Annotated in this window: 23 protein-coding genes; 19 read left to right on the top strand and 4 right to left on the bottom strand. The window is 70.6% G+C overall.

Features of this window, described 5'->3' with window-relative positions; genetic code table 11:
* Nucleotides 1-13: 13 nt before the first annotated feature.
* The 10 genes from ACO2Q3_RS19355 to ACO2Q3_RS19310 all read left to right on the top strand — a co-directional run bounded on the left by ACO2Q3_RS19355 (nt 14) and on the right by ACO2Q3_RS19310 (nt 8672).
* Nucleotides 14-601 (top strand): hypothetical protein, encoded by a 588-nt coding sequence (locus ACO2Q3_RS19355; RefSeq protein ID WP_423309558.1) that lies wholly within the window; start codon nt 14-16, stop codon nt 599-601.
* Between the two features lie 152 nt (nt 602-753).
* Nucleotides 754-1344 (top strand): hypothetical protein, encoded by a 591-nt coding sequence (locus ACO2Q3_RS19350; RefSeq protein WP_423309556.1) that lies wholly within the window; start codon nt 754-756, stop codon nt 1342-1344.
* A 34-nt stretch (nt 1345-1378) separates the two neighbouring features.
* Complete coding sequence (locus tag ACO2Q3_RS19345) at nt 1379-1921, top strand: hypothetical protein (RefSeq protein ID WP_423309554.1); 543 nt, start codon at nt 1379-1381, stop codon at nt 1919-1921.
* Nucleotides 1922-1950: 29 nt separating this feature from the next.
* A complete protein-coding gene (locus tag ACO2Q3_RS19340) occupies nt 1951-2556 on the top strand; it encodes a hypothetical protein (protein ID WP_423309552.1) in 606 nt (201 codons plus the stop codon).
* A 31-nt stretch (nt 2557-2587) separates the two neighbouring features.
* Nucleotides 2588-3169, top strand: coding sequence for a hypothetical protein (locus tag ACO2Q3_RS19335; protein ID WP_423309550.1), 582 nt, complete (start codon nt 2588-2590; stop codon nt 3167-3169).
* Nucleotides 3170-3198: 29 nt separating this feature from the next.
* Nucleotides 3199-3786 (top strand): hypothetical protein, encoded by a 588-nt coding sequence (locus tag ACO2Q3_RS19330; RefSeq protein WP_423309548.1) that lies wholly within the window; start codon nt 3199-3201, stop codon nt 3784-3786.
* Entirely contained in the window at nt 3783-4361 is a 579-nt protein-coding gene (locus ACO2Q3_RS19325; protein ID WP_423309546.1) for a hypothetical protein, read from the top strand. The genes ACO2Q3_RS19330 and ACO2Q3_RS19325 overlap by 4 nt, the downstream gene beginning before the upstream one ends.
* Before the next feature lie 48 nt (nt 4362-4409).
* A complete protein-coding gene (locus tag ACO2Q3_RS19320; RefSeq protein ID WP_423309544.1) occupies nt 4410-5174 on the top strand; it encodes a fimbrial biogenesis chaperone in 765 nt (254 codons plus the stop codon).
* Complete coding sequence (locus ACO2Q3_RS19315) at nt 5140-7680, top strand: fimbrial biogenesis outer membrane usher protein (protein ID WP_423309542.1); 2541 nt, start codon at nt 5140-5142, stop codon at nt 7678-7680. The genes ACO2Q3_RS19320 and ACO2Q3_RS19315 overlap by 35 nt, the downstream gene beginning before the upstream one ends.
* Entirely contained in the window at nt 7677-8672 is a 996-nt protein-coding gene (locus tag ACO2Q3_RS19310; protein ID WP_423309541.1) for a hypothetical protein, read from the top strand. Before ACO2Q3_RS19315 ends, ACO2Q3_RS19310 begins: the two co-directional genes overlap by 4 nt.
* Before the next feature lie 38 nt (nt 8673-8710).
* Here ACO2Q3_RS19310 and ACO2Q3_RS19305 read toward each other — a convergent pair whose 3' ends face one another.
* The 3 genes from ACO2Q3_RS19305 to ACO2Q3_RS19295 form a co-directional block, all read right to left on the bottom strand.
* Nucleotides 8711-9130 (bottom strand): hypothetical protein, encoded by a 420-nt coding sequence (locus tag ACO2Q3_RS19305; protein WP_423309539.1) that lies wholly within the window; start codon nt 9128-9130, stop codon nt 8711-8713.
* Nucleotides 9131-9255: 125 nt separating this feature from the next.
* Nucleotides 9256-9954 (bottom strand): Fe2+-dependent dioxygenase, encoded by a 699-nt coding sequence (locus ACO2Q3_RS19300; protein WP_423309537.1) that lies wholly within the window; start codon nt 9952-9954, stop codon nt 9256-9258.
* A 130-nt stretch (nt 9955-10084) separates the two neighbouring features.
* The gene (locus ACO2Q3_RS19295; protein WP_423309535.1) at nt 10085-10510 is read right to left on the bottom strand and encodes a hypothetical protein; all 426 of its coding nucleotides are present in this window, start codon (nt 10508-10510) and stop codon (nt 10085-10087) included.
* Between the two features lie 291 nt (nt 10511-10801).
* On the opposite strand from ACO2Q3_RS19295, the gene ACO2Q3_RS19290 reads away from it, so the two are divergent.
* Together ACO2Q3_RS19290 and ACO2Q3_RS19285 are read left to right on the top strand one after the other, a co-directional pair.
* Nucleotides 10802-13225, top strand: coding sequence for a PBP1A family penicillin-binding protein (locus ACO2Q3_RS19290; protein WP_423309533.1), 2424 nt, complete (start codon nt 10802-10804; stop codon nt 13223-13225).
* A 59-nt stretch (nt 13226-13284) separates the two neighbouring features.
* A complete protein-coding gene (locus ACO2Q3_RS19285; RefSeq protein ID WP_423309531.1) occupies nt 13285-13740 on the top strand; it encodes a hypothetical protein in 456 nt (151 codons plus the stop codon).
* Nucleotides 13741-13762: 22 nt separating this feature from the next.
* Here the strand turns inward: ACO2Q3_RS19285 and sodC are convergent, their stop codons facing one another.
* Nucleotides 13763-14311 (bottom strand): superoxide dismutase [Cu-Zn] SodC, encoded by a 549-nt coding sequence (gene sodC / locus ACO2Q3_RS19280; protein ID WP_423309529.1) that lies wholly within the window; start codon nt 14309-14311, stop codon nt 13763-13765.
* Between the two features lie 311 nt (nt 14312-14622).
* Here sodC and ACO2Q3_RS19275 point away from each other — a divergent pair, with 311 nt between their 5' ends.
* The 7 genes from ACO2Q3_RS19275 to ACO2Q3_RS19245 all read left to right on the top strand — a co-directional run bounded on the left by ACO2Q3_RS19275 (nt 14623) and on the right by ACO2Q3_RS19245 (nt 25191).
* Nucleotides 14623-15201: an ANTAR domain-containing response regulator gene (locus ACO2Q3_RS19275; protein ID WP_423309527.1), complete on the top strand. Its 579-nt coding sequence runs from the start codon at nt 14623-14625 to the stop codon at nt 15199-15201.
* A complete protein-coding gene (locus tag ACO2Q3_RS19270; protein ID WP_423309525.1) occupies nt 15198-16445 on the top strand; it encodes a CmpA/NrtA family ABC transporter substrate-binding protein in 1248 nt (415 codons plus the stop codon). Before ACO2Q3_RS19275 ends, ACO2Q3_RS19270 begins: the two co-directional genes overlap by 4 nt.
* Before the next feature lie 490 nt (nt 16446-16935).
* Nucleotides 16936-18228, top strand: a complete 1293-nt coding sequence (locus ACO2Q3_RS19265) for an alginate export family protein (RefSeq protein WP_423309523.1) — start codon at nt 16936-16938, stop codon at nt 18226-18228.
* A 32-nt stretch (nt 18229-18260) separates the two neighbouring features.
* On the top strand, nt 18261-19487 hold the full coding sequence (locus tag ACO2Q3_RS19260) for a nitrate/nitrite transporter (RefSeq protein ID WP_423309521.1): 1227 nt from the start codon (nt 18261-18263) through the stop codon (nt 19485-19487).
* A 37-nt stretch (nt 19488-19524) separates the two neighbouring features.
* Nucleotides 19525-21969, top strand: coding sequence for a nitrite reductase large subunit NirB (nirB, locus tag ACO2Q3_RS19255; protein ID WP_423309519.1), 2445 nt, complete (start codon nt 19525-19527; stop codon nt 21967-21969).
* Nucleotides 21966-22322 carry a nitrite reductase small subunit NirD gene (gene nirD / locus ACO2Q3_RS19250; RefSeq protein WP_423309517.1) on the top strand — a complete coding sequence of 119 codons (357 nt, stop codon included), beginning with the start codon at nt 21966-21968 and terminating at the stop codon, nt 22320-22322. The genes nirB and nirD overlap by 4 nt, the downstream gene beginning before the upstream one ends.
* 217 nt (nt 22323-22539) lie before the next feature.
* Nucleotides 22540-25191, top strand: coding sequence for a molybdopterin-dependent oxidoreductase (locus ACO2Q3_RS19245; protein ID WP_423309515.1), 2652 nt, complete (start codon nt 22540-22542; stop codon nt 25189-25191).
* Nucleotides 25192-25204 lie beyond the last annotated feature (13 nt).

Here is a 25204-nt window from a genome sequence, read left to right as displayed (position 1 = left end):
GACGATCCCAGTCATGCACAGCTTCTCCAAGATCGGCGCCCTGGCCCTGGCGGCCACCGCCCTCTCCACCGGCGCGGTGGCCGCGACCGGCAGCACGGGAACCGTGACCCTCGGCGGCCACGTCGACGCCAAGTGCTCCGTGGTCGGCGGGTCCGGCTCGACCTTCAGCTCATCGGTGGATCTGGGCGACCTGTCCGGTTCCGATGGCCAGCTCCGCGCGGCCCTGGCGGCCACCACCGCCTCTTCGCCGGCGGGCGGGGTTCAGAACTTCCAGATTGCCTGCACCGGGGCGGGCAACACGATCACCCTGAAGGCCGATCCCATCAAGGCGCAGACGGCGGCTGCGACGGGCTACGCCAACACCATCAACTACACCGCCGAGGTGGATGTGGCGCTGGCCAGCGGCTCGACCTCGAGCACGAGCCACGCCTCAGACTCGACGGTCACGACGACCAATCTGAACGCGGCCGACCGCCTCGCGAACCTGGCGAACAACGTCCAGATCAAGGCCTACGGCCTGAACACCACCGCCGGCGCGCTGCTGGTGGCCGACCCGAACTACTCGGGCCTGATCTCCGTCACCATCAGCCCCGGCGCCTGAGCCGAAAGGACGACAACCGCCATGAACCGTCTGCCGCGCATCGCGATCGCCGGGCTGGCCCCGACTTCCTAACCCCCATGGCGACGAGGCTCCGGCCGAAGCGCCACCACCAACCGTGTCAACCTTCAACCTACGAATACTGAGGAACTAAAATGGCTCACATCAAGACTCTCGCCGTGGTGGCTATGGCCGCGTCGGCCTTCGCGACTTCGGCCCTGGCCTTCGGCGAACCCGGCGGCGGCGGCGGCGGCGGTGGCGGTGGCGGTGGCGGTGGCGGCAACCAGTCGCAAACCGACGGCGTGGCCATCACCGGCACCGTGGCGGCGAACTGCGGCTTCTCGGGCGCCAACTCGGTGTCCCTGAACCTGGGCGAACTGGCCAACACCGACGGCACCCTGAACCAGGCCGCCGTGAACAGCCCGCCGACCGTGTCCATCACCGGCTGGTGCAACAGCGCCGGGTCGAAGATGGCCGTGGAAGCCACCAAGCTGGCCCTGCAAAATGCGCCGCAGAACATCCCGAACGGCTTCGACGCCACCGTCGACTACACCGCCTCGGCGGCCGCCAACGGCCACACCGCGACGGACACCACCACCAGCAACGGTGCGGGCACGCCGGTGACCGTCGGCGCCTTCACCGGCACCAACGACATCGTCATCTCCCTGGCCCTGGCCCAGGCTTCCGGCCTGCTGCTGGCCGGCAACTACCAAGGCACCGTGACGGTCACGCTCTCCCCGAGCTAGGCCCGGATCAGCGTCTTAACGAGGTATCTTCGCGATGAAGATTCATAGCACTCTCTTCGCGGGCGTCTCCCTGGGTCTCGGCCTCATGGCCGGGGCCCAGGCGATGGCCGCCGACGCCGGCAACCCGCCGGTGACGAACATCGTCAACATCGACGCCACCGTCGCGGCCAAGTGCCTGTTCACCGGCGAAAGCCCGGTGTCCCTGCATCTGGGCGAGCTGGCCACCGCGGTCGGCAACCTCGACACCTCCAAGGTGGACAACCAGTCGGTGACGCTGAACGGCTGGTGCAACAGCGCCGGCTCGCAGATGCATGTCGAGGCGACCAGGCTCTCGCTGACCCCGGCGATCGTTCCCAATCCGACCGGCTTCGTGCAGCAGGTGGACTACACCGCCACCGCGGTGGCCAACGGCCACAACGCCACGGACGACACCTCCATTTCCGGGCCCGGGACCGATGTCAACGTCGGCATCTTCACCGGTCAGGTTCCCGTCACGCTGAGCAACGCCTCGGCGGTCGGTCTGCTGATCGCCGGCTCCTACCAGGGCACGGTCACCGTCACCCTGTCGCCGGGCTGAGCCCGGTCCGACATCGAAGGAATTCTGAGATGAACCCGCGCAAGATTCTGATCGCCAGCCTCAGCCTGGGCTTCGCCCTGGCCGGCGCCGGCGCGGCCATGGCGCAGCAGGAAGGCGGCTCCAAGGACACCTCCCAACAGGTGGTGGACGTCGGCGGCACGGTGGCCAACCTGTGCGTGCTGGGTACGCCCAGCTCGACGTCGATCAACGTCGGCCAGCTGGCGGACACCTCGACCGCCAACGTCGGCAAGATCACCACGATCGCCAACCAGACGGTCACCCTGCCGGGCTCGTTCTGCAACTTCGCCGGCACGCACCTGACCATCACCGCCGACGCCCTGCTGGCGCAGGACAATTCGACGGTGCAGAGCGGCTTCTCGCGGGCGGTGAACTTCACCTCCACGGTGGCGCCCTGGGCCAACCAGATCGCCTCGGTCACGACCACGGCGGATCTGAACGGCGGCACGCCGGAGATCGTCGGCTCGGGCGGCACGCAGAACACGCCGAAGCTCACCGACCTGACCCTGACGCTGTCCAGCTTCACCACGGGCGGCGGCAACAGCCTGCTGCTGGTGGCGGGCGGCTACACGGGCTCGGTGACTATCACCCTCGGCCCGGCGGCCGTCGCCGAATAACGCTGGACCCGTTCTTGAAAGGACCGTCGCGATGAAGCGGCTTGTGACCATTTCGACCCTGATGGCCAGCATGGCCTTCGCCAGCGCCGCCTTCGCGGCGGAGGGCGGTGACCAGCCGTCGACGTCCACCTCGACCGTCGGCCCCATGCCGGTGACGGGCAACGTTCCGGCGATCTGCTCCAGCGGCGCGATCAGCGGCGGCGACAACGTCTTCGGCGTCGGCGTGCTGATCGACACCGGCACCGGCCTGCTGCTGCAGAACCTGACGGCGCCGCCGAAGACGATCGGGGCCTCGTTCTGCAACTCGCGCAGCACGATCACCGTCTCGGCGACCCCGCTGGTGGCCCAGAACTTCACCGACACCGCGCCGACCAACTTCTCCAAGAGCGTCGACTTCACGGCGACGGCGAGCGGCTGGACCGACACCGCGGCGGTGACCAACACCGGCGCGGCGCAAAATCCGAACGCCACGCAGACCCGCACGACGCCCTTCACCGGGCCGATCACCGTGACGGTCAGCAACTTCACCACCACGGGCGGGTCCAACCTGCTGATGGTGGCGGACACCAACTACCAAGGCACGGTCACCGTCACCCTCGCGGTGGCGAGCTGAGCCTTCGGCAACCGAACGGGAAACGGGCCATGCGCCGCGGCGTGATCATTGCGGGACTTCTGGGCGGCCTGTCCGCGGCCGGGGCGGCGAACGCCGCCGCGACCAGCAGCGTCCCCATGTCCGTGTCGGCCAACGCGCCTCAGGTGTGCGCCGTGCAGCAGCCGGTGCTCAGCCAGGGGGCCCTGATCAACTTCCGGGCGCTGGACGGCACAAACCTGCGCATCGACCAGCTGACCGATCCGTCGACCCTGGCCACCGCGGCCGCGTCGGTGTCGGTGAGCTTCGACGCGGTGTGCAACTATCCGCACCGCATCGTCCTGGAATCGCAGAACAACGGCCTGTGGCGGACCACCACCACGGCCCCGGCCCCCACCGGCTTCGCCGATGCGGTGCCGTACACCGCCCAGCTGACCTGGGGCACGATCAACAACACCTTCCGCGCCGACGCCACCGCGCGGCGGCTGAACACCGACTCCATCCCGGTGGGCAATCCCACCGCCGGCAAGATCGTCATCAACCTGTCGATCCAGGCCGGGGACTCGAACCTGCGCGCCAACGCCCCGCTGATCGCGGGGATCTATGGCGACACCCTGCGCGTGACGGTGGAACCCCAATGAGCGTCCTGACCCGAGCCTCACTGGTCTGCGCCGCCGTGCTGGCGGCCGCACCGGCCTTCGCCCAGACCACGACCGTCGGCCAGGGCCGCCTCGACATGGAAGGCACGGCGCCCAGCACCTGCCTGGTGCAGTCGCCGCAGTCCGCCGTCGGCACCAACACCACCTTCTCATCCGGCAACGCCCAGCAGGGCCAGGTGACGATCACCGAACTGGCCGATCCGCAGACGGCGGTGGCCAAGCAGGCGACCATCAGCGTCGCCCTGCCGGCGATCTGCAACACCGCGCACCACGTCACGGTGACCAGCCTGAACCGCGGCCTGCTGCGCCAGGGCGGCGTCGCCTCGCAGACCCCGGTGAACGGCTTTCGCGAATTCATTCCGTACTCGGTCACCGCCAGCTGGGCCGGCCAGACCGCCACGGGCCAGAGCCTGACCGGCACGCCGGTGAACATCACCACCCAGGACGGCGCCGCCGGCCAGGTGTCGCTGACCATCGACGTGCCCGGCGGCGGCGATCCGCTGGTCGCAGGGACCTATTCAGATTCTCTGACTATTGAGCTGCAGGTCGCGAGCTAAGCCATGGGTTGTTCAGGTCTCGCGTCGTCCGGCTCGGGGGAGACATCATTGCGTGCGTTTCTGAAGTCCAGCGTCCTGGGCGCTCTGGCGCTGTTCGGGGCCACGGCCCTGCCGATGGCGGCCGACGCCATGACCGTGCAGCCGGTGGTGCTCGACTTGTCCACCGCCGGGCGCGGCATGTCGCAGGTGGTGACCGTGGAAAACACCTTCACCACCCCGCTGCCGGTGGAAATGCGCATCGAGTCGCTGAGCTTCGATGAGCAGGGGGCCAAGGGCACCGGCAAGGATCCCGGCGATCTGCTGGTGTTCCCGCCGCAGGCGCTGATCCAGCCCGGCCAGACCCAGACCTTCCGCGTGCAGTACGTGGGCGATCCGGCGCTGCCCGAGAGCAAGCACTACTACGTCACGGTGGCGCAGCTGCCTGTGAAGCTGCCGGAGGGGCAGTCGGCGATCCAGATCCTGTACAACTTCCAGGTTCTGGTCAGCGTCGCGCCGCTGGGCGTGAAACCCGCGTTGGCGGTCACCGCCGCCGAGGTGGGCAAGAACGACGCCGGCAAGCCGGTGCCGGTGCTGACGGTGACCAATGCGTCCAAGGCGCACGGCTACCTGTCGCACGGGCGCCTGCGCATCGTCGAGAAGGACGCTTCGGGCAAGGAGGTCTTCCGCAAGACGCTCCCGGGTCCGGAAATTCAGCAGACCATCGGCTTCGGTCTCGTGAGCTCGGGCCAGACCCGGAAGATCACCGTGCCGCTGGTGTTGCCAGTCGAGGGGGGAACCGTTGAGGCGCAATTTACACCGGACAACCAGCGCTGAGCTGCGCCTCAGCCGCTGGCTGCTGGCGTCCTGCGCCGCGGTCGGATTCGGCGGAACGGCGCTAGCCCAGCCGGGGGTCACCCCCCAGGCCCAGGAACGCACGATCACAGTTGGTCAGCCGACGGCGCCGACCAATGCGCCCGTGCGCCTGAACCCCACGGGGCGGGCGATCAACCTGACGGTCCCGGCCAAGGACGGCAACGTCTACCTGGGCGACATCGTCATCTCGATCGACACGGCCGACCATCTGAGCCTGTCAGGGCAGCGGATCATCGACCTGCTGTCGAACGTGATCGACGCCAAGCGCCTGGAGACCCTGCGCGGCGCCTTCGCCGGCAAGGGCGTGATCTCGCCTGACGATCTCACCGGCGCCGGACTGAAGGTCACCTACGACCCGCAGAACCTGGAACTCAGCCTGCAGATCCCGTCGGAGTGGCGGGCGTCGCAGAACCTGCAGGTCTCGCCGCTGGACCGCGCCCGCTTCGGCGCCTTCGAGCACCCGGCGAAGTTCAGCGCCTATCTGAACATGCGCGGCTCAGTCGACTATGTGGAAAAGGGCGGGCCGACCGGCTTCGACGCGCCGAACATCTTCCTCGACGGCGCCGCGCGGTTCGAAAAGTTCGCGGTCGAGAGCCAGGGCGTCTGGCAGCCCGGCGCCCAGGGCTCCGACTTCCAGCGCACCGGCTCGCGGCTGATCTACGACGACACCAAGAACGTGGTGCGCTTCACCCTCGGCGACCTGCAGCCGGTGACCCGCGCCGACCAGTCCGCGCCGCAGATGGCGGGCTTCTCGGCCTTCCGGTCGTACAGCGTGCTGGAGCCGCAGAACATCGTGCGCCCGCGCGGCGACCGCTCGTTCAGCCTGGACCGTCAGTCCACGGTGGAAGTCTATGTGAACGGCCAGCTGGTGCGCCGGGTGATCCTGGACGCCGGCAACTACAATCTGCGCGACTTCCCGTTCACCCAGGGCGCCAACGACGTCCGGCTGTCGATCACCGACAACACCGGCCGCACCCAGACCCTGCGGTTCAACATCTTCTTCGACCAGTCGCAGCTGGGCAAAGGCCTCAGCGAGTTCGGCTTCTACGCCGGCGTGAAGGCGCCGCTGGAGACCGACGGTCCGCATTACACCAAGGAATGGATCGTCACCGGCTTCTACCGCCGTGGCATCACCGACAACCTGACGATCGGCGGCAACTTCCAGGCCGATTCCAAGACCCTGCTGGGCGGCATTGAGGGTGTGGCGGCGACCACCATCGGCACCTTCGGCGGCGGCGTCTCGGTCTCGCACCTCGACGGCTTCGGCATGGGCGTGGCCACGGCGTTCACCTTCCAGCGGCTGATCCAGCGGGCCGGCGGCCAGTCCGACTCGCTGAACTTCTCGCTGCAGACCCACTCCAAGAACTTCGCGCCGGTGGACACGGTCCTGCCCGATAATCCGTTCTCGTACGAAGTCGGGGCGGGCTACTCGCATGCCTTCAACGACTTCATCTACGCCGGCGTTGACCTGCGCTATTCGCACGGCCGGGGCGCGAACCACGACGTCGCCAACTACCGCGGCACGGTGGGCTGGCGCCTGACGTCGAACATCTCGATGACGGCGGACCTGCTCTGGGAAGACGGGCCGCAGGGCCACGACATCGCCGGCCTGCTGTCGATCACCGCCCGCCTGGGCACCTATTCCAACGTCCGCGCCGACTACGACAGCCGCGGCGAGCGCGCTCGGCTGTCGTACCAGACCCTGCACGGCGAAGGCGTCGGCTCCTACAACCTGGCCGCCGACATCGAGCGCACCAACACCGACTCCGGCTTCAACGCCACGGCGAACTACATCACCAACCGAGCCGAGCTGGGGGTGAACCAGTTCTCCAGCTTCTCGGGCAACTTCGGCGCCAGCACCGACCAGCGCACGTCGCTGCGCTGGGGCACCGCCATCGCCATGGCCGACGGCGCGTTCTCGATCGGCCGGCCGGTGTACGACAGCTTCGCCATCGTCGTGCCGCACAAGACGCTGAACGGCACGGACGTGATCGTCGACCCGACGCCGCAGGGATACACCGCCAATACCGGCATCCTGCACTCGGCCATCGAGCCGAACCTCAGCTCGTACAACGAGCGCACGGTGACGGTGGATGCGCCCAAGGCCCCCGAAGGCGTCGACCTGGGCAAGGGGGCCTTCCGCCTCTATCCGCCGTACCGCGCCGGCTACAAGCTGGAGGTCGGCTCCGACTACTCCATCACCGCCATCGGCCGCATGGTCGGCGAGGACGGCAACCCGCTGTCGCTGATCTCCGGCAAGGCCACCGAGCTGGCCCACCCTGACCACGAGCCGCTGATCATCTTCACCAACCGCGAGGGCCGTTTCGGCGCCGCGGGGCTGAAGGCCGGCCGCTGGCGAGTGGAAATGCTGACCGAGCCGGCCAGCGTCTACATCATCGATATTCCGGCCAGCGCCGTCGGCGTCGTGAAAGTCGGCGACCTGAAGCCCTCCACGGACGGTAAATGACCATGCGCACGCTGCGTAAAATCGAACTGGGCGTCCTGACCCTCGCCGCCACGGCGCTGACCAGCACCCTGGCGCAGGCCGCCACCTGCGGCCTGAGCGACCCGAACGGCTCGGCCAGCCTGGGGTCGTACGACCCGTTCGGCGGCGCCGGGATTCCGAGCGGCCCGTTCACCCTGACGCTGCACCGGACCAATTCGGCGACCGCCGCGGTGGACCTGATGTTCTATCTGCCGAGCAGCGGCGGCGCCTACGACGTCAAGTCGGCCGGGACCAGCATCGTCACCCACTCGACGAACCCGAACCTCAACGCCAGCAACCCGCCTATCGGCACGCTGTTCGTCAGCAACTGGGACACCAACGGCAACGCCACCGTCTCCCTGACCGGCGTGGTCCCCGCTGGGCTCGACCAGGCGTCGGGAACCAACACCGTCAGCTTCGACCTGCGCTACGACTGCAAGGCGACCTCGGGCAACACCTCGGCCAACAACCAGCTGATCACGACAGCCCTGACCATGAGCTATTCGGTGCAGTCGGCGCTGCAGGCCAGCTATTCCGGCACGGCCTTCGACTTCGGCGACGTCAGCAACCTGAACAACGGCCAGGCGTCGCAGCGGTCGGTGAGCGGCAATGTGCGGGTCGCCAGCTCCGGCCCGTTCTCGGTGGCCGTGGCGCCGGGCTCGGGCACGGCCTGGGCGATGACCTATCCAGGCGGCAACACCGGCACGGCCAGCCAGCGCATCTATTATGCGCTGAACTTCCTCGGTCAGACGGGGTCGCACTCCAACGGCCAGAACACCTTCGACACGGTGACGTGCCAGCGCACCGGCGTCTCGGGCCAGAACCTGCCGATCTCTGCGTCCCTGGCGGAAGCCACCACCGGCAAGACGGCCGCCCCGGACTACAGCGACTACATCTCGGTGACCGTGACGCCGCTGGCGGCGGCCGGCAGCCCGCAGAACTGCTCGACCATGGGCCAGGGCGAGCGGCACTAGGCGTCGGTCGCCCGCCGGGCCACGCCCTGCGGCAAGCCTCAGAGCGGCACGATCCTGACGGTGACGTCGCCGGCGGCGGCGCCCAGCAGGGTCAGCGTGTGCGTCGCCTGCCCGGGAGCGCTCGCCTGGTCGATCCGGGTGGCGCCGCCGGCCGTCAGCGTCACGGGCGCGCCGTCCACCATCAGCTGGGCGTTGGCCAGGGTCTCGGGATAGTCCACCCAGACCTGAAAGCCCCTTGGGTCGTTGCAGAACTCGCTGACTTGCCCCAGCGGACGCGCGCCGTCCTGGGCCGACGCCGCGGGCGGAGCGAGGCGGGCGGCGCACACCAACGGCGCTTCGCCGCCAAAGGTCATGCCGCTGTCGGACGCCAGAGCCGCCGCCCCGCACAGGTTGAGAAGCCCGAAGGCGCTGATGAGCAGCGCCGTGCGAACAGTGTTAACAGGAGGTTTACCAGGCATTGCGCTCCCCAGATCTTATCTGCTTGAGGGAACAGTGCCTGGTGATTCGCGGCGTCTTTATGTCTGGAGCGCGGCTAAAACAGTAACCGGTGGCGGTATCGGGCCGCAGTGAAGCATCTGTACCGTCAGACCTCGGACCACATCCTGACGAGGTTGGCATAGATGCCGGTCAGGCTGACGACGGACGGATCCTTTTGCGTGACCTGGTTGGCCAGCGCCTGGATCGCCAGGTCCATCTCGAACAGGGTGGTCCTTTGCGCATCGTCGCGGATCATCGACTGCATCCACATGAACGAAGCCCAGCGCGACCCGCGGGTGACGGGCTCGACCCTGTGGCGGCTGGTGGAGGGGTAGAGGATGAGATCCCCGGCGGGCAGCTTCACGGCGTGGGCGCCGAAGGTGTCCTCGATCACCAGTTCGCCGCCCTCGTAGTCGTCGGGATCGGTCAGGAACAGCGTCGCCGAAAGGTCCGTGCGGTAGTGGACGCTGCTCATGTCTGCGCCAGCCGGCCTGTACGTGCGGATCGCGCCGTCGACGTGGGTGCCGTAGGTCATGCCGACGTCGTAGCGATTGAACATCGGCGGCGCGATGCGCGCCGGAAAGGCCGCAGCGACGAACACCGGGCTGCGCATCAGGGCGGCCACCACGCGCTGCGACAACTCGCGTCCCTGCGGCGAGTCTTCCGGCACCTGCAGATTGTTCTTCACCGTGGCGCCTTGGGGCCCGGCCGAGACGCGGCCGTCGATCCAGTTGGTGCCCTCGAGAATCGCCCGAATGCTCGCCACTTCCTCTGCGGAAATGACGCCCTGGATGTGCGCCAGCATATTGCCCCCTGGCGGCCCGGATAGAGCCGCACGGATTGTGCCAAATCAGGCGCGAGTTTCCCGCGCCGGCCAAGGACACGCAAGGGGCGAGCCAGGGGCGGTCAGGCCCCTGGCCGTGTGGCGTCGTCGCCTAGAGGGCGACGACGCGGATCGAGATATTGCCCTGCGCGCCGTCGGCCTGGTTCAGCGCCAGGTCCTTGCTGGTGATGGCGGCGGTGGTGGAGGAATCGATCAGCGCGCTGCCGGAGCTGTCGAGCTGCACCGTGCGCCCGTCGATGATGATCGACGAGTTCGCCAGGGTCGGCGAATAGTCGACCCACACCTGGTAGCCGTTGGGGCTGTTGCAGAACTCGCTGAGCTGGCCGAGCGGGGTCTGGCCGGTCTGCGACGCCACCTGGGTGGCGTTGACGCTGGCGCGGCAGATCACTGGCACGAAGCCCTGGATGCCGATGGTGAACGAGCTCTGCTGCGGCAGGACGCTCGGGGCGCTGGCCGAAGCCGCGCCGGCAAACAGAGTCGCCATCGCCGCAACCGCAATCAGTTTCTTCTTCAGCATGGGAGTGGTCCCCTCCAAATCTGGGGACATCATGCATTCGTCAAACTAAAATATGGTTTTCAACTATAGTCAAAGGCGAGTAAATAACATCGATATATGGTTTACGAGGCGTTAGGTGTGACAATTAGTATTCGATTCACTGGATTAACACATGGTATATTGAAGATTAACCTTACGGTAAGGGGAATCCCCGCAGGCCTGGAACCAGTCGACGCGCGCCGGCATTTCGGTCGGCGTGGCGCTTGTCCGCCTTGCCCGCTATCACGGGATCCACGTCCCTTTGGTCCCTTGATGTCCGATCCCCCCGCCGCTCCACCCGGGCCAGGCCCCGCCGACCAGACCGGCGCCCGCTTCGGCCGCCGCCCGGCCTCGCCGTCGCGCCAGCCGTCCGCCGCCGGCGCGGAGCCGCCGCGGCCGGGGCGGCGCGGACCCGGCGGTCCGTCGCGACCACGCCGCGGCGCGCCGCGCTGGCTGGCCGTCGTCGCCGTCACGGGCCTGGTGCTGCTCGGCGTCGCCGGCCTGGGCTTCGCCTGGTTCGCCCAGACCTGTCTGCAGGGCATTCCGGAGATCCCGTCGCAGCAGGCGCTGTGGGCGATCCGCCGCTCGCCGGGCATGACCTTCCTGGACCACAGCGGCGGCGTCATCGCCACCCGCGGCGCCAAGTACGGCCAGGCGGTCACGCTGAAGGTCCTGCCGGCGTACGTGCCCAGGGCCTTCCTGGCGGCCGAGGACCGGCGCTTCTACCAGCATGGCGCGGTCGACCTGCGCGCCATCGCCCGCGCCGCCCGCCGCGATCTGCAGGAGCACCGCGCGGCCGAAGGCGCCTCCACCCTGACCCAGCAGCTGGCCCGCACCCTGTTCCTGAAGCAGGAGCACACCCTGCGCCGCAAGGTGCAGGAGGCGGTGCTGGCCTCGCGCCTGGAGGACATGCTGGGCAAGGACCAGGTGCTGGAGCTCTATCTCAACCGCACCTTCTTCGGCGCCGGGGCCTACGGCCTGGACGCCGCGTCCGAGACCTATTTCGGCCACCCCGCCAGCCAGCTCAGCCTGACCGAGGCGGCCTTGCTGGCGGCCGTGCCCAATGCGCCTTCGCGCCTGGCGCTGACCAACGACATGGCCGGCGCCATGGTGCGGGCGCGCAAGATCCTGGGCGTGATGCGCGACGAGGGCTGGATCACCCCGGCGCAGTACGCCGAAGCCCTGTCGACGCCGCCGTCCCTGGCGCCGCCCCGGGCCGGGGAGGGCGACTACAGCTACATCCTCGACCAGGCCGCCTCGGAGGCCAGCGCCCTGGCCCAGGGCCAGTCGCCGGACCTGGTGGTGCGCCTGACCATCGATCCCAAGCTGCAGGCGGCGGGGCTGGAGGCCGTGCGCTACGGGGTCCAGACCCTCGGCCGCGGCCGCCGCGTCTCCCAGGGGGCGCTGGTGGCCCTGGCGCCCGATGGGGCGATCCGGGCCATGGTCGGCGGCCTCGACCACGAGAAGAGCGCCTTCAACCGCGTCACCCAGGCCCGCCGCCAGCCGGGCTCGTCGTTCAAGGCCTTCGTCTATGCCGCCGCGGTGGAGCATGGCGTCGGGCCGAACGACATCCGCCAGGACTCGCCGATCGCCATCAAGGGCTGGACGCCGGAGAACTACGGCGGCCATTTCTCCGGCGCGGTGCCGGTGCGCGTGGCGCTCGCCCGCTCGATCAACACCATCTCGGTGCGCCTGGCGCAGGAGGTCGGCCCCGAGGCGGTGGGCGAACTGGCGCGGCGCTTCGGCGTCACCTCGATCCCTCCGCACCCGGGTCTGTCCATCGCGCTTGGGGCCTACGAGGTGACCCTGATGCAGATGGCCGGGGGGTACCAGGTGCTGCAGAACGGCGGCGGCAAGACCACGCCCTATCTGATCGAGGACCTGCGCTCGACGCGCGGCGACCTGATCTATGCCCACGCCCCGACCGCACCGGCGCTGGTCTACGACAACCTGTTCGCCACCCGCATGGTGCAGATGATGGAGGGGGTGATCACCGGCGGCACCGGGACCAGCGCCAACCTGGGCCGTCCCGAGGCGGGCAAGACCGGCACCAGCCAGAACTGGCGCGACGCCTGGTTCATCGGCTTCACGCCCGACATGCTGGCCGGGGTCTGGGTGGGCAACGACGACAACAGCCCGATGGCCAAGGTCACGGGCGGCGAGATCCCCGCCGCGATCTGGAAGCGGTTCATGACCGTGGCCCTGAAGGACACACCGCCCTCCGACTTCCCCTGGCTGTCCAAGGAGCCCGAGCCGGCCGCCCAGGCGCCGCCGGACGCCGAGAGCGGAGCCGGCCCCTATCTCGATGAGCCGGACGCCGGCGGCATGACCCCGCCCCCTGGCGAGACCGCGCCCGACGACGACGGCTACAATCCCTACGCGTCGCACAGCGGCGACGGGCAGGACGGCGACGAGGACGCTGCGCCGCCGCCCGGCGCGCGCTATGCCCCGTCGGACCCCTACGCGAACCGACGCCCGCCGGCGCCCGACAGCTATCCGACGGCGCCGAGCGAGTACCCGCGCCGTGGCGGGTCCTACTATGACGCCGGTCCGCGCACCCGATCCGCGCCCAGCGACGACGGCCAGGATGCGGACGCGCCCCAGTCCGGCCCCTATCCCCGCCCTCGCGACCCGCGCAGCCGCTATCCGGCGGATGGCGACACCCAGGACGATCCGCCGCCCCGCTACCGCTACTGACGGATGTTGCGTCGCCGCTGGGCGCGCTATGCTGCGCCGATTGCAGATCGAGGCGTGTGATGTCTTCCGAGTGGACGCATAACGGTCCGGTGTCCCTGCCGCCCAGGTCCGTCGCCTATGGCGCGGGCGTTCTGGTGCTGCTGGTGGGCTTGGCGGGCCTGGGATTCGGCTTCAAGACCGGCCTGCGCAGCAGCCAGCCCGGGGCGGCCGACGCCAGCGCCCGCGTGGCCGCCGACGGCTCGGCCGAAGAGGCCAAGCCGATCGTGGTGCTGCCGCCGCCGGTGACCGCGCCGGTCGCGGCCACCGCCGCGCCGAAGAAGGATGACGGCGATTCCAGCGCCGACGACGCCAAGGAGGCCCAGGCCCAGGCCGCGGCCGCCCAGCAGGTGCAGGGCAAGGGCAAGTCCGGCCAGGACATCGACGACATCCTGACCTCGTCCAGCGAGAAGCCGCCCGCCCCCGTCAAGCCGTCGAACGACGAAGCCCCGCCGACCCGCTCGGACGTGCCGTACTGACGTCCGGCGTTGTGACTCCCGGCTAGGGGATCACCCCGCAGGCCAGGCGCGCGCCGCCGCCGCCCAGCGGCGCAGGCTGGTCGGCATAGTTGTCGCCCCCGGCGTGCAGCATCAGCGCGTGACCGTGAAGATCGGCCACCGACTTGATATGCGGCGCGGTCAGGTCGGCCTTGGCCACGCCATCCGCCGCAGCGGTGACGAACGGCAGGTCGCCCAGGTGTCCGCCCCCGTCCGGACCCATGTGCATGCCGGTCTTGGCCGGGTCCAGGTGGCCGCCCGCGCCGCCGGCGGGCGTCACCTTGCCGTCGGCCGCGGTGGCCGGAGCGCAGGAGGGGTTGGCGTGCACGTGGAAGCCGTGCTGGCCGGGGGGAAGGCCGTGCAGGTCGAGGTGGAACACCACGCCGCCGGCGCCATCCGTGGCGGTGACCTCGCCGATCGGCGCGCCGGGGCCGGCCGGGGTGGTCAGGCTCATGGGCACGGTCACGCTCTCGGCGCTGGCCGCGCCTGCCGCCAGCAGGACCGTTGCCGCGCCCGCCGTCAGACCCGCCCACCGCCGCCTTGCCGCCGCCATAACCGTCGCTCCTGCCTCGTTCTTCGGAGAGCCGACCATGCGCCGGTCGGGTGGTCGACTCAAGCGCAAGCCCGGCGCGAGCCCGGCGTTCAGCGCGCCCGACGTTCCGGACGTTCGGCGCCGACCTGAACGGCGTGGGGTTCGTTCGCCCTCCCGCCGCTGACCCGCCTGAGTGGGGCGCATTGCTCAAACACCGGGCGCCTCGCGCCTGCGATCGCGGCGCCCTGTCCTCGATTCACCCTTGAGCCCCAGGCGCCGTGACGCCAGACCGCTTTGCCAAGCCGGCCCGGGCCGGCTAGCCCTGTCGCGCCATGCGCGTGCTGCTCATCGATCCCGACCCCGCCCGCGCGGCCCTCGTCGCCGAGGGGCTGGAGGGAATCCGTCCGCTGGAGGTCTGCCAGATTCCGGTGCTGGAAGAGGCGCAGATCGCCGACTTCGCCCCCGATGTGATCATCATCGCCTGCGACAGTCCCGAGCGCGACACCCTGGAGAGCCTGCGCGAGGCGACGGAGGCCAACCCGCGCCCGGTGGTGATGTTCACCGATCGCTCCGCGCCGGGCCTGGCGGAGGCGGCGGTGCAGGCGGGCGTGGCGGCCTATGTGGTCGACGGCCTGGCGTCGGCGCGGGTCCGGCCGGTGCTGGAGGTGGCCATGAGCCGCTTCGAGCTGATGCAGGGCCTGCGCGCCGACCTCGCCAAGGCCCGCGCCGATCTCGCCTCGCGCAAGGTGATCGACCGCGCCAAGGGGCTGCTGATGAAGGAGCGCGGGCTGGACGAGGAGGCCGCCTATGGGGTGCTGCGCAAGCTCGCCATGGACTCCGGCCGCCCGATCGGCGCCGTCGCCGCCGATCTGGTGGCCTTCGCCAACGTGCTGAAGGGGCGGGACGCATGACCGGCAACCTCGAGCAGACCGAACTGCGCCTCGGCTTCATCCCGCTGAACGACGCCGCTCCGCTGATCGCCGGCAAGGCTCTGGGGCTGTTCGCGGACGAGGGCCTGGATGTGACGCTGGCGCGGGAGGTGTCCTGGGCCAACGTCCGTGACAAGGTCGCCGTCGGCCTGCTGGATGGGGCCCACATGCTGGGTCCGATGCCGATCGCCGCCACCCTCGGCCTCAGCGGTCCGGCGACGCCGATGATCGCCCCGTTCTCGCTGAACCTGAACGGCAGCGCGATCACTGTCTCCAGGGCCCTGGCCCAGGCGATGCGCGCCGCCGATCCCGCGGGCATGGCCCGTCGCCCGCGCGCCGCCCGGCCGCTGCGGGCGGTGATCGAGGCCCGCCGCGCCGCTGGCGAGCCGCCGCTGACCTTCGCCGTGGTGTTCCCGTTCTCGATGCACAACTACGAGCTCCGCTACTGGTTGGCGGAGGCGGGCGTCGATCCCGATCGCGACGTACGCTTAGTGATCACCCCGCCGCCGCGCATGGCCCAGCGCCTGGCGTCCGGCGAGATCGACGGCTTCTGCGTCACCGCGCCCTGGAACGCCCTGGCCGTCGCCGAGGGGAGCGGCGAGATCGTCACCTACGCCTCGGAAATCTGGCGCGTCGGCCCCGACAAGGTGCTGGGCGTGACCGCCGAGTGGGCCGAGCGGCGGCCGAATACCCTGCAGGCGCTGCTGCGCGCCCTGCTTCGGGCCGCCGCCTGGTGCGACGCGCCGGCCAACCGGTCGGAACTGGGGGCGATCCTGGCGGGGCCGGACTACCTGGATGCGCCGGTGGACGTGGTGCGCCCGTCGCTGGTCGGCTCGCCGCCCTATTCGCCGGACGAGCCTGGAGAGGCCTCGCTCGACTACGTCATCTACCACCGCTACGCGGCCAGCTTCCCCTGGCGCAGCCATGCGGTCTGGTTCCTGACCCAGATGCTGCGCTGGGGCCAGATCGGGCCGCAGGTCGATATCGCCGCCGTCGCAGAGTCCGTCTATCGGCCCGACCTGTTCCGCCCCGCCGCCGCCGCGGTGGGCCAGGCGGCGCCGCTGGTGGAGGAAAAGGTCGAGGGCGCCCACGCCGAGCCCTGGACCCTGGACGAGGCCACCTCGCCGATCCGCATGGCCCCGGACCTGTTCTTCGACGGCCGCCGCTTCGACGCCGCGCAGCCGCAGCGCTACGCCGCGGGGTTCGAGATCGGGCGGATGGGTTAGGGCGGCTGGCGTTCGTTGACGCCGCCTTGCGCCCCCTCCGTCACTCAGCCCTGGCGGGCTGAGCGCCACCTCCCCCGCTACGCCTTCGGCTTCGCATGGGAGGAGGAATCGCGCCTGACCTTCTCCTCCCCTGCGCAGCCCAGCGAAGCGGGGGAGGTGGCGGGCCGCGAAGCGGGCTGACGGAGGGGGCGCAGGGCCCCTCCAGCACCCCCTCCGCCCAAAATCTGATCGCCATGCTGCACCGCAAACGAGCGGGCCGCCCGTAATTTGAGCGAATGCGTCCTCGGCGCCGCGCCGGGCGCGGCCGCCGATTTTGCACCGCACGCAGGTTCGCTAGGCAGATCGTGAAGCGGGGCAACGGCGTCCCGTGCGGCCGAGAGGCCAACGTCGGCGACGCAGCCGACGCTCACAAGGACAACGGCGTCCGGAACGGGTTCATCCCCGTCCGGGCGCTTTTTCGTTTTGGGCCTTCGGGTCCGCAGGAGCACGGATGGCGCCGTACCGACGACCTCTCGCGAGCCTGGGCCTCGCCGCCGGCCTGACCGGACTCTCCGGAGCGGCCGTCGCCGCCGACGCCACGCCGGCCGTCGACAGCCCGATGGCCGCCATCGTCCAGGGCAAGCTGATCCTCGAGATCCGCGCCCGCTACGAGGACGTCGACCAGGCCAACCTGGCCAACGACGCCCAGGCGTTCAGCGTCCGCACGCGACTGGGATGGCAGACGGCCTCCTGGCAAGGCCTGCAGGCCCTCGTGGAGATGGAGAACGTCTTCCACCTCGACGACAGCCACTACAACGTCGCCGTCCCGGGCGGGACCAGCCTGAACGGCAGGACCCAGTACCCGATCATCAACGATCCTTCGGTCACCGAACTCAACCGCGCCCAGCTGACCTGGACCGCGTCGCCGCACCTCAGCCTTACGGCCGGCCGCCAGCGGATCCTGATCGACGACCAGCGCTTCGTGGGCAATGTCGGCTGGCGTCAGGACGAGCAGACCTTCGACGCCGTGCGCGCCGACGCCCACCTCGGCGGCTTCCAGGCGACCTACGCCTACGTCTTCCACGTCAACCGGATCTTCGGCCAGAGCCTGGACTGGCGCTCTGACAGCCACCTGGTCAACGCCAGCTACACGGTCTCGCCGCGCCTGAAGCTGGAAGGCTTCGTCTATGCCCTGGACTTCGGCAACGCCGCGACCAGCTCGACCCTGACCCGCGGCCTGCGGCTCAGCGGCAAGGCGCCCGCCGGTCCGCTGAAGCTGACCTACGACGCCACCTGGGCGCGCCAGGGGGCCTACGGCGACAACCCGGCGCGCTTCGGCCTCGACTACTGGCAGGCTTCGGCCACGGCCACCTGGAAGATCGCCAGCGTGCGGGCCGACTACGAGCAGCTGGACGGCAACGGGACCCGCGGCTTCATCACGCCCCTGGCCACCACCCACGGGTTCCAGGGCTGGGCCGACGCCTGGGCGGCGGTGGGCGGCAACAAGACCGCGGTCGACGGCCTGAAGGACGTCAACGTCAGCCTGGCGCTGCGCCCGCCGGTGAAGCTGCCGCTCCTGCGCGACCCGGAGCTGCTGGTGCGCCGCTACGACTTCTGGGCCGCGCGCACCGGCGCAAAGCTCGCCGGCGAATGGGACGCGCAGATCCAGGCGGCGGTGACGCCCCGGCTGACCTGCGCCGTCAAGTACGCCGCCTTCGACCGCGAGAGCGTGGTCCCGGCCGGGACCGCCCTGGCCCCGCCGTCGCGCACCAAGGTCTGGCTGACCTTCGACTTCAAACTCTGACCCCCGTTTCCCGAACCCCAAGGAGCGTTGCCATGCGTGCGAAAGGTTTCCTGAAGTCGGGCCATATCCCGACCCTGTTCTCGTCCTTCCTGTATTTCGACCTCAGCTTCATGGTCTGGGTGATCCTGGGCCCGCTTGGCGTGGCGATCGCCAAGAGCCTGCATCTCGATGCGGCGCAGAAGGGCTTCATGGTGGCCACGCCGCTGCTGGCGGGCGCTGTGCTGCGGGTGGTGTTCGGGGTGCTGGTCGACCACATTGGCCCCAAGCGCGCCGGGATCATCGGCCAGCTGATCGTGCTCGCCGGCCTGGGCCTGGCCTGGTTGCTGGGCATCCACAGCTACAGCCAGGTGCTGTGCCTGGCGGTGGTGCTGGGCGTCGCCGGCGCCTCGTTCGCCGTCGCCCTGCCGCTGGCCTCCCGCTGGTATCCGCCCGAGCACCAGGGCCTGGCGCTCGGCATCGCCGGGGCCGGCAATTCCGGCACCGCCCTGGCCGCCCTGTTCGCTCCGACCCTGGCCAAGACCTACGGCTGGACCAACGTCATCGGCCTGGCCGCCCTGCCGCTGGCCCTGGCCTTCGTCGTCTACCTGGTGTTCGCCAAGGACAGCCCCACCCGTCCGCCGGCCAAGAAGGCGGCCGAATACCTGGACGTGCTGCGCCAGGCCGACTGCTGGTGGCTGATGGCGCTTTACGGGGTGACCTTCGGCGGCTTCTCCGGCCTGGCCTCGTCCCTGACCATCTATTTCAACGGCGAGTACCACCTGGACCCGGTGATCGCCGGCTTCTTCACCGCGGCCTGCGTGTTCGCCGGCTCAGCCGTGCGGCCGGTGGGCGGGGCGCTGGCCGACCGGCTGGGCGGGGTGAACACCCTGACGGTGGTCTACGGCATCGCCGCCCTGGCCCTGTTCGGCGCCAGCTTCCACCTGGCCGGACCGGCGCTGGCCCTGGGCGTGCTGATGCTGGCGATGATGGCGCTCGGCGCCGGCAACGGCGCGGTGTTCCAGCTCGCGCCGCAGCGCTTCGGCCGCGAGATCGGCGTGGTCACCGGCCTGGTGGGGGCGATGGGCGGCATCGGTGGCTTCTACCTGGCCTCGACCCTGGGCCTGGCCAGGCAGCTCACCGGCTCGTTCCAGCCCGGCTTCCTCGGCTTCGCCGCCCTGGCGATCGGCGCCCAGTTCGCCCTGCTGGCGCTGAAGAGCCGCTGGCGCGCCGTGTGGCCGACCCTGCGCGGCGCCGGCGACGCCGTTCCTGTCCGCGTCTGAACTGGCCGCCTCTGACTGTCCACCGGAGTATCGCACCGTGACCGAACAGCTTGTGATCATCGGCAACGGCATGGCCGGCTGCCGCCTGGCCGAGGAGGTGCTGGCCCGCGACCCCGGTCGCTACGCCATCACCATCTTCGGCGCCGAGCCCCGCGTGAACTACAACCGGATCATGCTCTCGCCGGTGCTGGCCGGGGAGAAGGCCTTCGAGGACATCGTGATCAACGACGCGGCCTGGTACGCGTCGAACAACATCACCCTGCATGCCGGCCGGGCCGTGACCGCGATCGACCCGGCGGCGCGCACGGTGACGGCGGAGGGCGGGCTGACCGTGGCCTACGACCGGCTGGTGCTGGCCAATGGCTCCGACCCGGTGCGCCTGCCGCTGCCGGGCGCCGACCTGAAGGGGGTGGTCACCTTCCGTGACCTCGACGACGTCGAGGCCATGGTCGCCGCGGCCGACGCCGGCGGCGCGGCGGTGGTGATCGGCGGCGGCCTGCTGGGGCTGGAGGCGGCCTATGGCCTGGCCCGCCGCGGCATGAAGGCCACCGTCGTGCACCTGATGGACGTGCTGATGGAGCGCCAGCTCGACAGCGCGGCCGGCTACCTGCTGACCCAGGCCCTGGCCGAGCGCGGGGTCGAGACCCTGCTGTCGGCCCAGTCCGAGGCGATCCTGGGCGAGAACGGCCGGGTGTCGGGGCTGCAGCTGAAGGACGGCCGCGTGCTGCCGTGCACGGTGCTGGTGATGGCCGTGGGCATCCGGCCGAACACCGCGCTGGCCCGGGCCGCCGGCCTGCAGGTCGGCCGCGGGGTGGTGGTCGACGACCGGATGCGCACCTCCGACCCGGCGATCCATGCGGTGGGCGAGTGCGCCGAGCACCGCGGGGTCGCCTATGGGCTGGTCGCGCCGATCTGGGACATGTGCCGCACCCTGGCCGCCACCCTGACCGGCGACGACGAGGCGGCCTATGCCGGCTCGGTGCTCTCCACCCGGCTGAAGGTGTCCGGGGTCGACGTGTTCTCGGCCGGCGAGTTCGCCGGCGGCGAAGGCTGCGAGGACGTGGTGTTCCGCGACGCGGGACGGGGCGTCTACAAACGCCTGGTGCTGCGCCAGGGGCGCCTGGCCGGGGCGGTGATGTTCGGCGATGCGGCCGACGGCGCCTGGTACTTCGAGCTGATGCGGTCCGGCGCCGACGTCAGCGACATGCGCGAGACCCTGGTGTTCGGCCAGGCGATCACGGAGGGCCTTCGGGGGCTGGACCCTAGCGCGGCCGTTGCGGCCATGCCCGATACCGCGGAGATCTGCGGCTGCAACGGCGTCTGCAAGGGGACCATCCGCAAGGCGATCGACGGCGTGCGCGCGGTGACCAAGGCCTCGGCCTCGTGCGGGTCGTGCACGCCGCTGGTGGAACAGCTGCTCAGGCTGCAACTCGGCGACGGCTTCAAGGCCGAGACCGGGCCCAAGCCGGTCTGCGGCTGCACCACCCTCGGCCACGGCCTCGTCCGTAGACGGATCGTCGAGGAGGCCCTGAAGTCCATGCCGGCCGTGATGCAGGCGCTGGAATGGTCGACGCCTGACGGCTGCGCGACCTGCCGCCCGGCGCTGAACTACTATCTGGTCTGCGCCTGGCCCGGCGAATACGCCGACGACAAGCAGTCGCGCTTCATCAACGAGCGGGTGCACGCCAACATCCAGAAGGACGGCACCTATTCGGTCGTGCCGCGGATGTGGGGCGGCGTCACCTCGCCCGCCGAGCTGCGCGCCATCGCCGACGTGGCCGACAAGTTCGCCATCCCGACGGTCAAGGTCACCGGCGGCCAGCGCATCGACCTGCTGGGCGTGCGCAAGGACGACCTGCCGGCCGTGTGGGCCGACCTCAACGCCGCGGGCCTGGTCTCCGGTCACGCTTACGGCAAGGCCCTGCGCACGGTGAAGACCTGCGTCGGCTCGGACTGGTGCCGGTTCGGCACCCAGGACTCCACCGGCCTGGGGGTGCGGCTGGAGAAGTTCATGTGGGGCGCCTGGTCGCCGGCCAAGGTCAAGCTGGGCGTCTCCGGCTGCCCGCGCAACTGCGCCGAGGCCACCTGCAAGGACATCGGCGTGATCTGCGTCGACTCCGGCTACGAGATCCACGTCGGCGGCGCGGCCGGCCTGCACATCCGCGGGACCGAGGTGCTGACCCGGGTCGAGAGCGAGCAGCAGGCCACCTGGGTGATCTGCGCCCTGTTCCAGTACTACCGGGAGGACGCCTGGTACGGCGAGCGGATCTACAAGTGGATGGACCGCATCGGCCTGGAGGCCCTGAAGGCCGCGGTGGAGGACGAGGACCAGCGCCGCGCGCTCTACGACCGCTTCGCCGCCTCGCAGCGCGTCTACCGCACCGACCCCTGGGCCGAACGGGTGGCCGGTCGCCACGCCGACGAGTTCGCCCCCCTGGCCCGCAGCATGGAGCTCGCTCCCAACGTGAGGATCGGCGCATGACCATCCATGTCCCGCAAGCCGATCTGGCCCGCTGGATCGACGTCGGCGCGGTGACCGACATCCCCCGCCGGGGCGCGCGGCGGGTGGCGACGCCGTTCGGCGACATCGCCGTGTTCCGCACCGGCGACGGGGCGATCTACGCCCTGCGCGACCGCTGCCCGCACAAGCACGGGCCGCTCAGCCAGGGTATCGTGCACGGCCGTGCGGTCACCTGCCCGCTGCACGCCTGGACCATCGACCTGGCCACCGGCCAGCCCACCCGCGCCGACGCCGGCAAGGGCTGCGCCGCCCCCTATGCCGTGCAGGTGGATGGCGGCCGCGTGCTGATCGCCACCCCGGCTGCGGAGGGGTAGGCCATGATACTCGGTTCGGCGACACCCCGGGTCTGCCTTCTCCCCTTGCGGGAGAAGGTGGCTTGCGGAGCAAGCCGGATGAGGGGTCGGAATCCGCTTCCGGTTGGCGCCGCGCCGGCGTCGGCAGACGCGCCCGGTGCATCCCGTCGACCCCTCATCCGACCGCCTGCGGCGGCCACCTTCTTCCGCAAGGGGAGAAGGACGAGAGACTGCCTCGATGGCTGAAGTCGCCACCACCTGCCCGTATTGCGGGGTCGGCTGCGGGATCAGCGCCACCGTCGCCGGCGGGCGCGACATCGCCGTGGCCGGCGCCGCCGACCACCCGGCCAACTTCGGGCGACTGTGCTCCAAGGGGACGGCGCTGGCGGACACGGTCGGGCTGGAGGGGCGACTGCTGCACCCGACCATCGGTGGCCGGCGGGCCAGCTGGGATCGGGCCGCCGGGCTGGTGGCCGGGACCTTCCAGCGCACCATCGCCCGGCATGGTCCCGACAGCGTCGCCTTCTACGTCTCCGGCCAGCTGCTGACCGAGGACTACTACGCCGCCAACAAGCTGATGAAGGGCTTCATCGGCTCGGCCAACATCGACACCAATTCGCGGCTGTGCATGGCCTCGGCCGTGGTGGCCCACAAGCAGGCCTTCGGCGCCGACCTGGTCCCCGGCTGCTACGAGGACCTGGAGCTGGCCGACCTGGTGGTGTTCTGTGGCCACAACGCCGCCTGGACCCATCCGGTGCTGGTGCGCCGCATGGAGGCCGCCCGGGCGCGCGGCCAGCGCTGGGTGTGCATCGATCCGCGCCGCACCGACACCGCCGAGATGAGCGACCTGCACCTGCCGATCGCGCCGCAGACCGACGTGCGGCTGTGGAACGGCCTGATGGCGCATCTGGCCGCGGTGGGCGCCGTCGATCGGGCCTATCTCGCCGCGCACGTGACCGGCTTCGAGGCGGTGCAGGCGGCCCTGGCGAAGGACGACCAGGCGATCGGCGCGGTCGCCGCCGACTGCGGGGTCGAGCCCGAGGCGCTGGCGGCCTTCTACCAGCTGTTCGCCCGCACGCCGCGCACGGTCAGCCTGTTCTCCATGGGCGCCAACCAGTCGGCCCAGGGCGTGGCCAAGGGCTCGGCGATCCTCAATGCCCACCTGGCCACCGGCCGGATCGGCAAGCCGGGCGCCTGCCCGTTCTCGATCACCGGCCAGCCCAACGCCATGGGCGGTCGCGAGAGTGGCGGCATGGCCACGACCCTCGCCGCGCACATGGACTTCGCCGACGCCGACCGGGCGCGCGTGCAGCGCTTCTGGTCCTCGCCCACCATCGCCCCGAGGCCGGGCCTGAAGGCGGTGGACATGTTCGAGGCCGTGCATTCCGGCCAGGTCAAGGCGATCTGGATCATGGCCACCAATCCGGCGGTCTCGATGCCCGACGCCGGCCGGGTGCGCGAGGCGCTGCGGGACTGCCCGTTCGTGGCGGTCTCCGAGGCCATGGCCGACACCGACACCCTGGCCTTCGCCGACGTCGCCCTGCCGGCGCTGACCTGGGGCGAGCGCGACGGCACGGTGACCAATTCCGAACGACGGATCTCGCGCCAGCGGCCGATGTTCGCCGCCCCGGGCGAGGCCCGCGCCGACTGGCGGATCGTCGCCGACGTCGCCGCCCGCATGGGGCATGGCGACGCCTTCAACTGGCGCACCTCCGGCGACGTGTTCCGCGAGTACGCCCGCCTGACGGCGTTCGAGAACGACGGCGCCCGCCTGCTGAACATCGGGCCGCTGGCCGGCGCCGACTACAACGCCCTGGCCCCGGTGCAATGGCCGGTGACCGCCGAAGGCGGCAGGCCGGAGGGTGCGGCGCGCCTGTTCGAGGATGGCCGCTTCCAGACCCCGGACGGCCGTGCGCGGATGGTCCCGGTCCGCCCCGGTCCGCCGGCCGAGCAGACCAGCGGCGGCTTTCCCCTGTCGCTCAATACCGGCCGGGTGCGCGACCAGTGGCACACCATGACCCGCTCGGCCCTGGCGCCGGCGCTGAACCAGCACGCGCCCGAGCCCTATGTGGAGATGCACCCCGACGACGCGGCCGAGGCGGGGCTGAAGGACGGCATGCTGGCGCGCGTGCGCACGCCGCGTGGCGAGGCGGTGGCCGTGGCCAAGGTCTCCGATCGCCAGCGACGCGGCGGCCTGTTCATGCCCATGCACTGGACCGCCGCCTATGCGCCGCAGGGCCGCTCCAACCATCTGATCGCGCCGCACCGCGATCCCGGCTCCGGCCAGCCGGAGTTCAAGCACACCCCCGCGCGGCTCTCGGCCTGGCGCGACACCTGGCGCGGCTTTCTGATGCGCCGCGGCCGCGCCGAGCCGCCGCCTGGCGCGGCCCTGGTCTGGCGGCGCACCCGTCGCGCCGGCTGCCAGGTGCACGAGTTCGCCGGCCGCGGCGACGAGGCCGAGCGCGGGGTGGTGGCCAAAGCCTTCAGCACCGGCGCTGTCGGCGAGCTGCTGAGCCTCGACGACACCGCCATCGGCGCCTTCCGCCGCGCCTGGATCGAGGACGGCCGGCTGCAGCAGGTGCTGTTCATCACTCAAGGGGGCCTGCCGCCGCGCGACTGGCTGGCGGGCCTGTTCGAGGCGCCCGAGCTCTCGCCGACCGACCGTATGGCCCTGCTGGCCGGGCGGCCGCTGGGCCCCGTGGAGGACCCCGGGCCGATCGTCTGCGCCTGCCTGAAGGTCGGGACCAGGGCCATCGGCAAGGCGATCGCCGCCGGCGCCGCCAGCGTCGAGGCGGTGGGCGCCGCCACCGGCGCCGGAACCAACTGCGGCTCCTGCCGCGTCGAGATAGCCCGCCTGCTGTCGCCGAAGGCGCTCGCCGATGCCGCGTGAAGTCATATCATCC

The sequence above is a fragment of the Caulobacter sp. KR2-114 genome (assembly GCF_049446115.1).
Taxonomy (GTDB): Bacteria; Pseudomonadota; Alphaproteobacteria; order Caulobacterales; family Caulobacteraceae; genus Acaudatibacter.
This window is presented reverse-complemented; position numbering and strand designations above follow the sequence as displayed.

Coding starts and splice junctions, on each gene's coding strand:
- ACO2Q3_RS19340 (WP_423309552.1), top strand. CDS start 1,951: ATGAACCCGCGCAAGATTCTGATCGCCAGCCTCAGCCTGGGCTTCGCC.
- ACO2Q3_RS19350 (WP_423309556.1), top strand. CDS start 754: ATGGCTCACATCAAGACTCTCGCCGTGGTGGCTATGGCCGCGTCGGCC.
- ACO2Q3_RS19355 (WP_423309558.1), top strand. CDS start 14: ATGCACAGCTTCTCCAAGATCGGCGCCCTGGCCCTGGCGGCCACCGCC.
- nirD (WP_423309517.1), top strand. CDS start 21,966: ATGACCATCCATGTCCCGCAAGCCGATCTGGCCCGCTGGATCGACGTC.
- ACO2Q3_RS19290 (WP_423309533.1), top strand. CDS start 10,802: ATGTCCGATCCCCCCGCCGCTCCACCCGGGCCAGGCCCCGCCGACCAG.
- ACO2Q3_RS19325 (WP_423309546.1), top strand. CDS start 3,783: ATGAGCGTCCTGACCCGAGCCTCACTGGTCTGCGCCGCCGTGCTGGCG.
- ACO2Q3_RS19305 (WP_423309539.1), bottom strand. CDS start 9,130: ATGCCTGGTAAACCTCCTGTTAACACTGTTCGCACGGCGCTGCTCATC.
- ACO2Q3_RS19260 (WP_423309521.1), top strand. CDS start 18,261: ATGCGTGCGAAAGGTTTCCTGAAGTCGGGCCATATCCCGACCCTGTTC.
- ACO2Q3_RS19285 (WP_423309531.1), top strand. CDS start 13,285: ATGTCTTCCGAGTGGACGCATAACGGTCCGGTGTCCCTGCCGCCCAGG.
- ACO2Q3_RS19345 (WP_423309554.1), top strand. CDS start 1,379: ATGAAGATTCATAGCACTCTCTTCGCGGGCGTCTCCCTGGGTCTCGGC.
- ACO2Q3_RS19295 (WP_423309535.1), bottom strand. CDS start 10,510: ATGCTGAAGAAGAAACTGATTGCGGTTGCGGCGATGGCGACTCTGTTT.
- ACO2Q3_RS19335 (WP_423309550.1), top strand. CDS start 2,588: ATGAAGCGGCTTGTGACCATTTCGACCCTGATGGCCAGCATGGCCTTC.
- sodC (WP_423309529.1), bottom strand. CDS start 14,311: ATGGCGGCGGCAAGGCGGCGGTGGGCGGGTCTGACGGCGGGCGCGGCA.
- ACO2Q3_RS19330 (WP_423309548.1), top strand. CDS start 3,199: ATGCGCCGCGGCGTGATCATTGCGGGACTTCTGGGCGGCCTGTCCGCG.
- ACO2Q3_RS19275 (WP_423309527.1), top strand. CDS start 14,623: ATGCGCGTGCTGCTCATCGATCCCGACCCCGCCCGCGCGGCCCTCGTC.
- ACO2Q3_RS19245 (WP_423309515.1), top strand. CDS start 22,540: ATGGCTGAAGTCGCCACCACCTGCCCGTATTGCGGGGTCGGCTGCGGG.
- ACO2Q3_RS19310 (WP_423309541.1), top strand. CDS start 7,677: ATGACCATGCGCACGCTGCGTAAAATCGAACTGGGCGTCCTGACCCTC.
- ACO2Q3_RS19300 (WP_423309537.1), bottom strand. CDS start 9,954: ATGCTGGCGCACATCCAGGGCGTCATTTCCGCAGAGGAAGTGGCGAGC.
- ACO2Q3_RS19265 (WP_423309523.1), top strand. CDS start 16,936: ATGGCGCCGTACCGACGACCTCTCGCGAGCCTGGGCCTCGCCGCCGGC.
- ACO2Q3_RS19270 (WP_423309525.1), top strand. CDS start 15,198: ATGACCGGCAACCTCGAGCAGACCGAACTGCGCCTCGGCTTCATCCCG.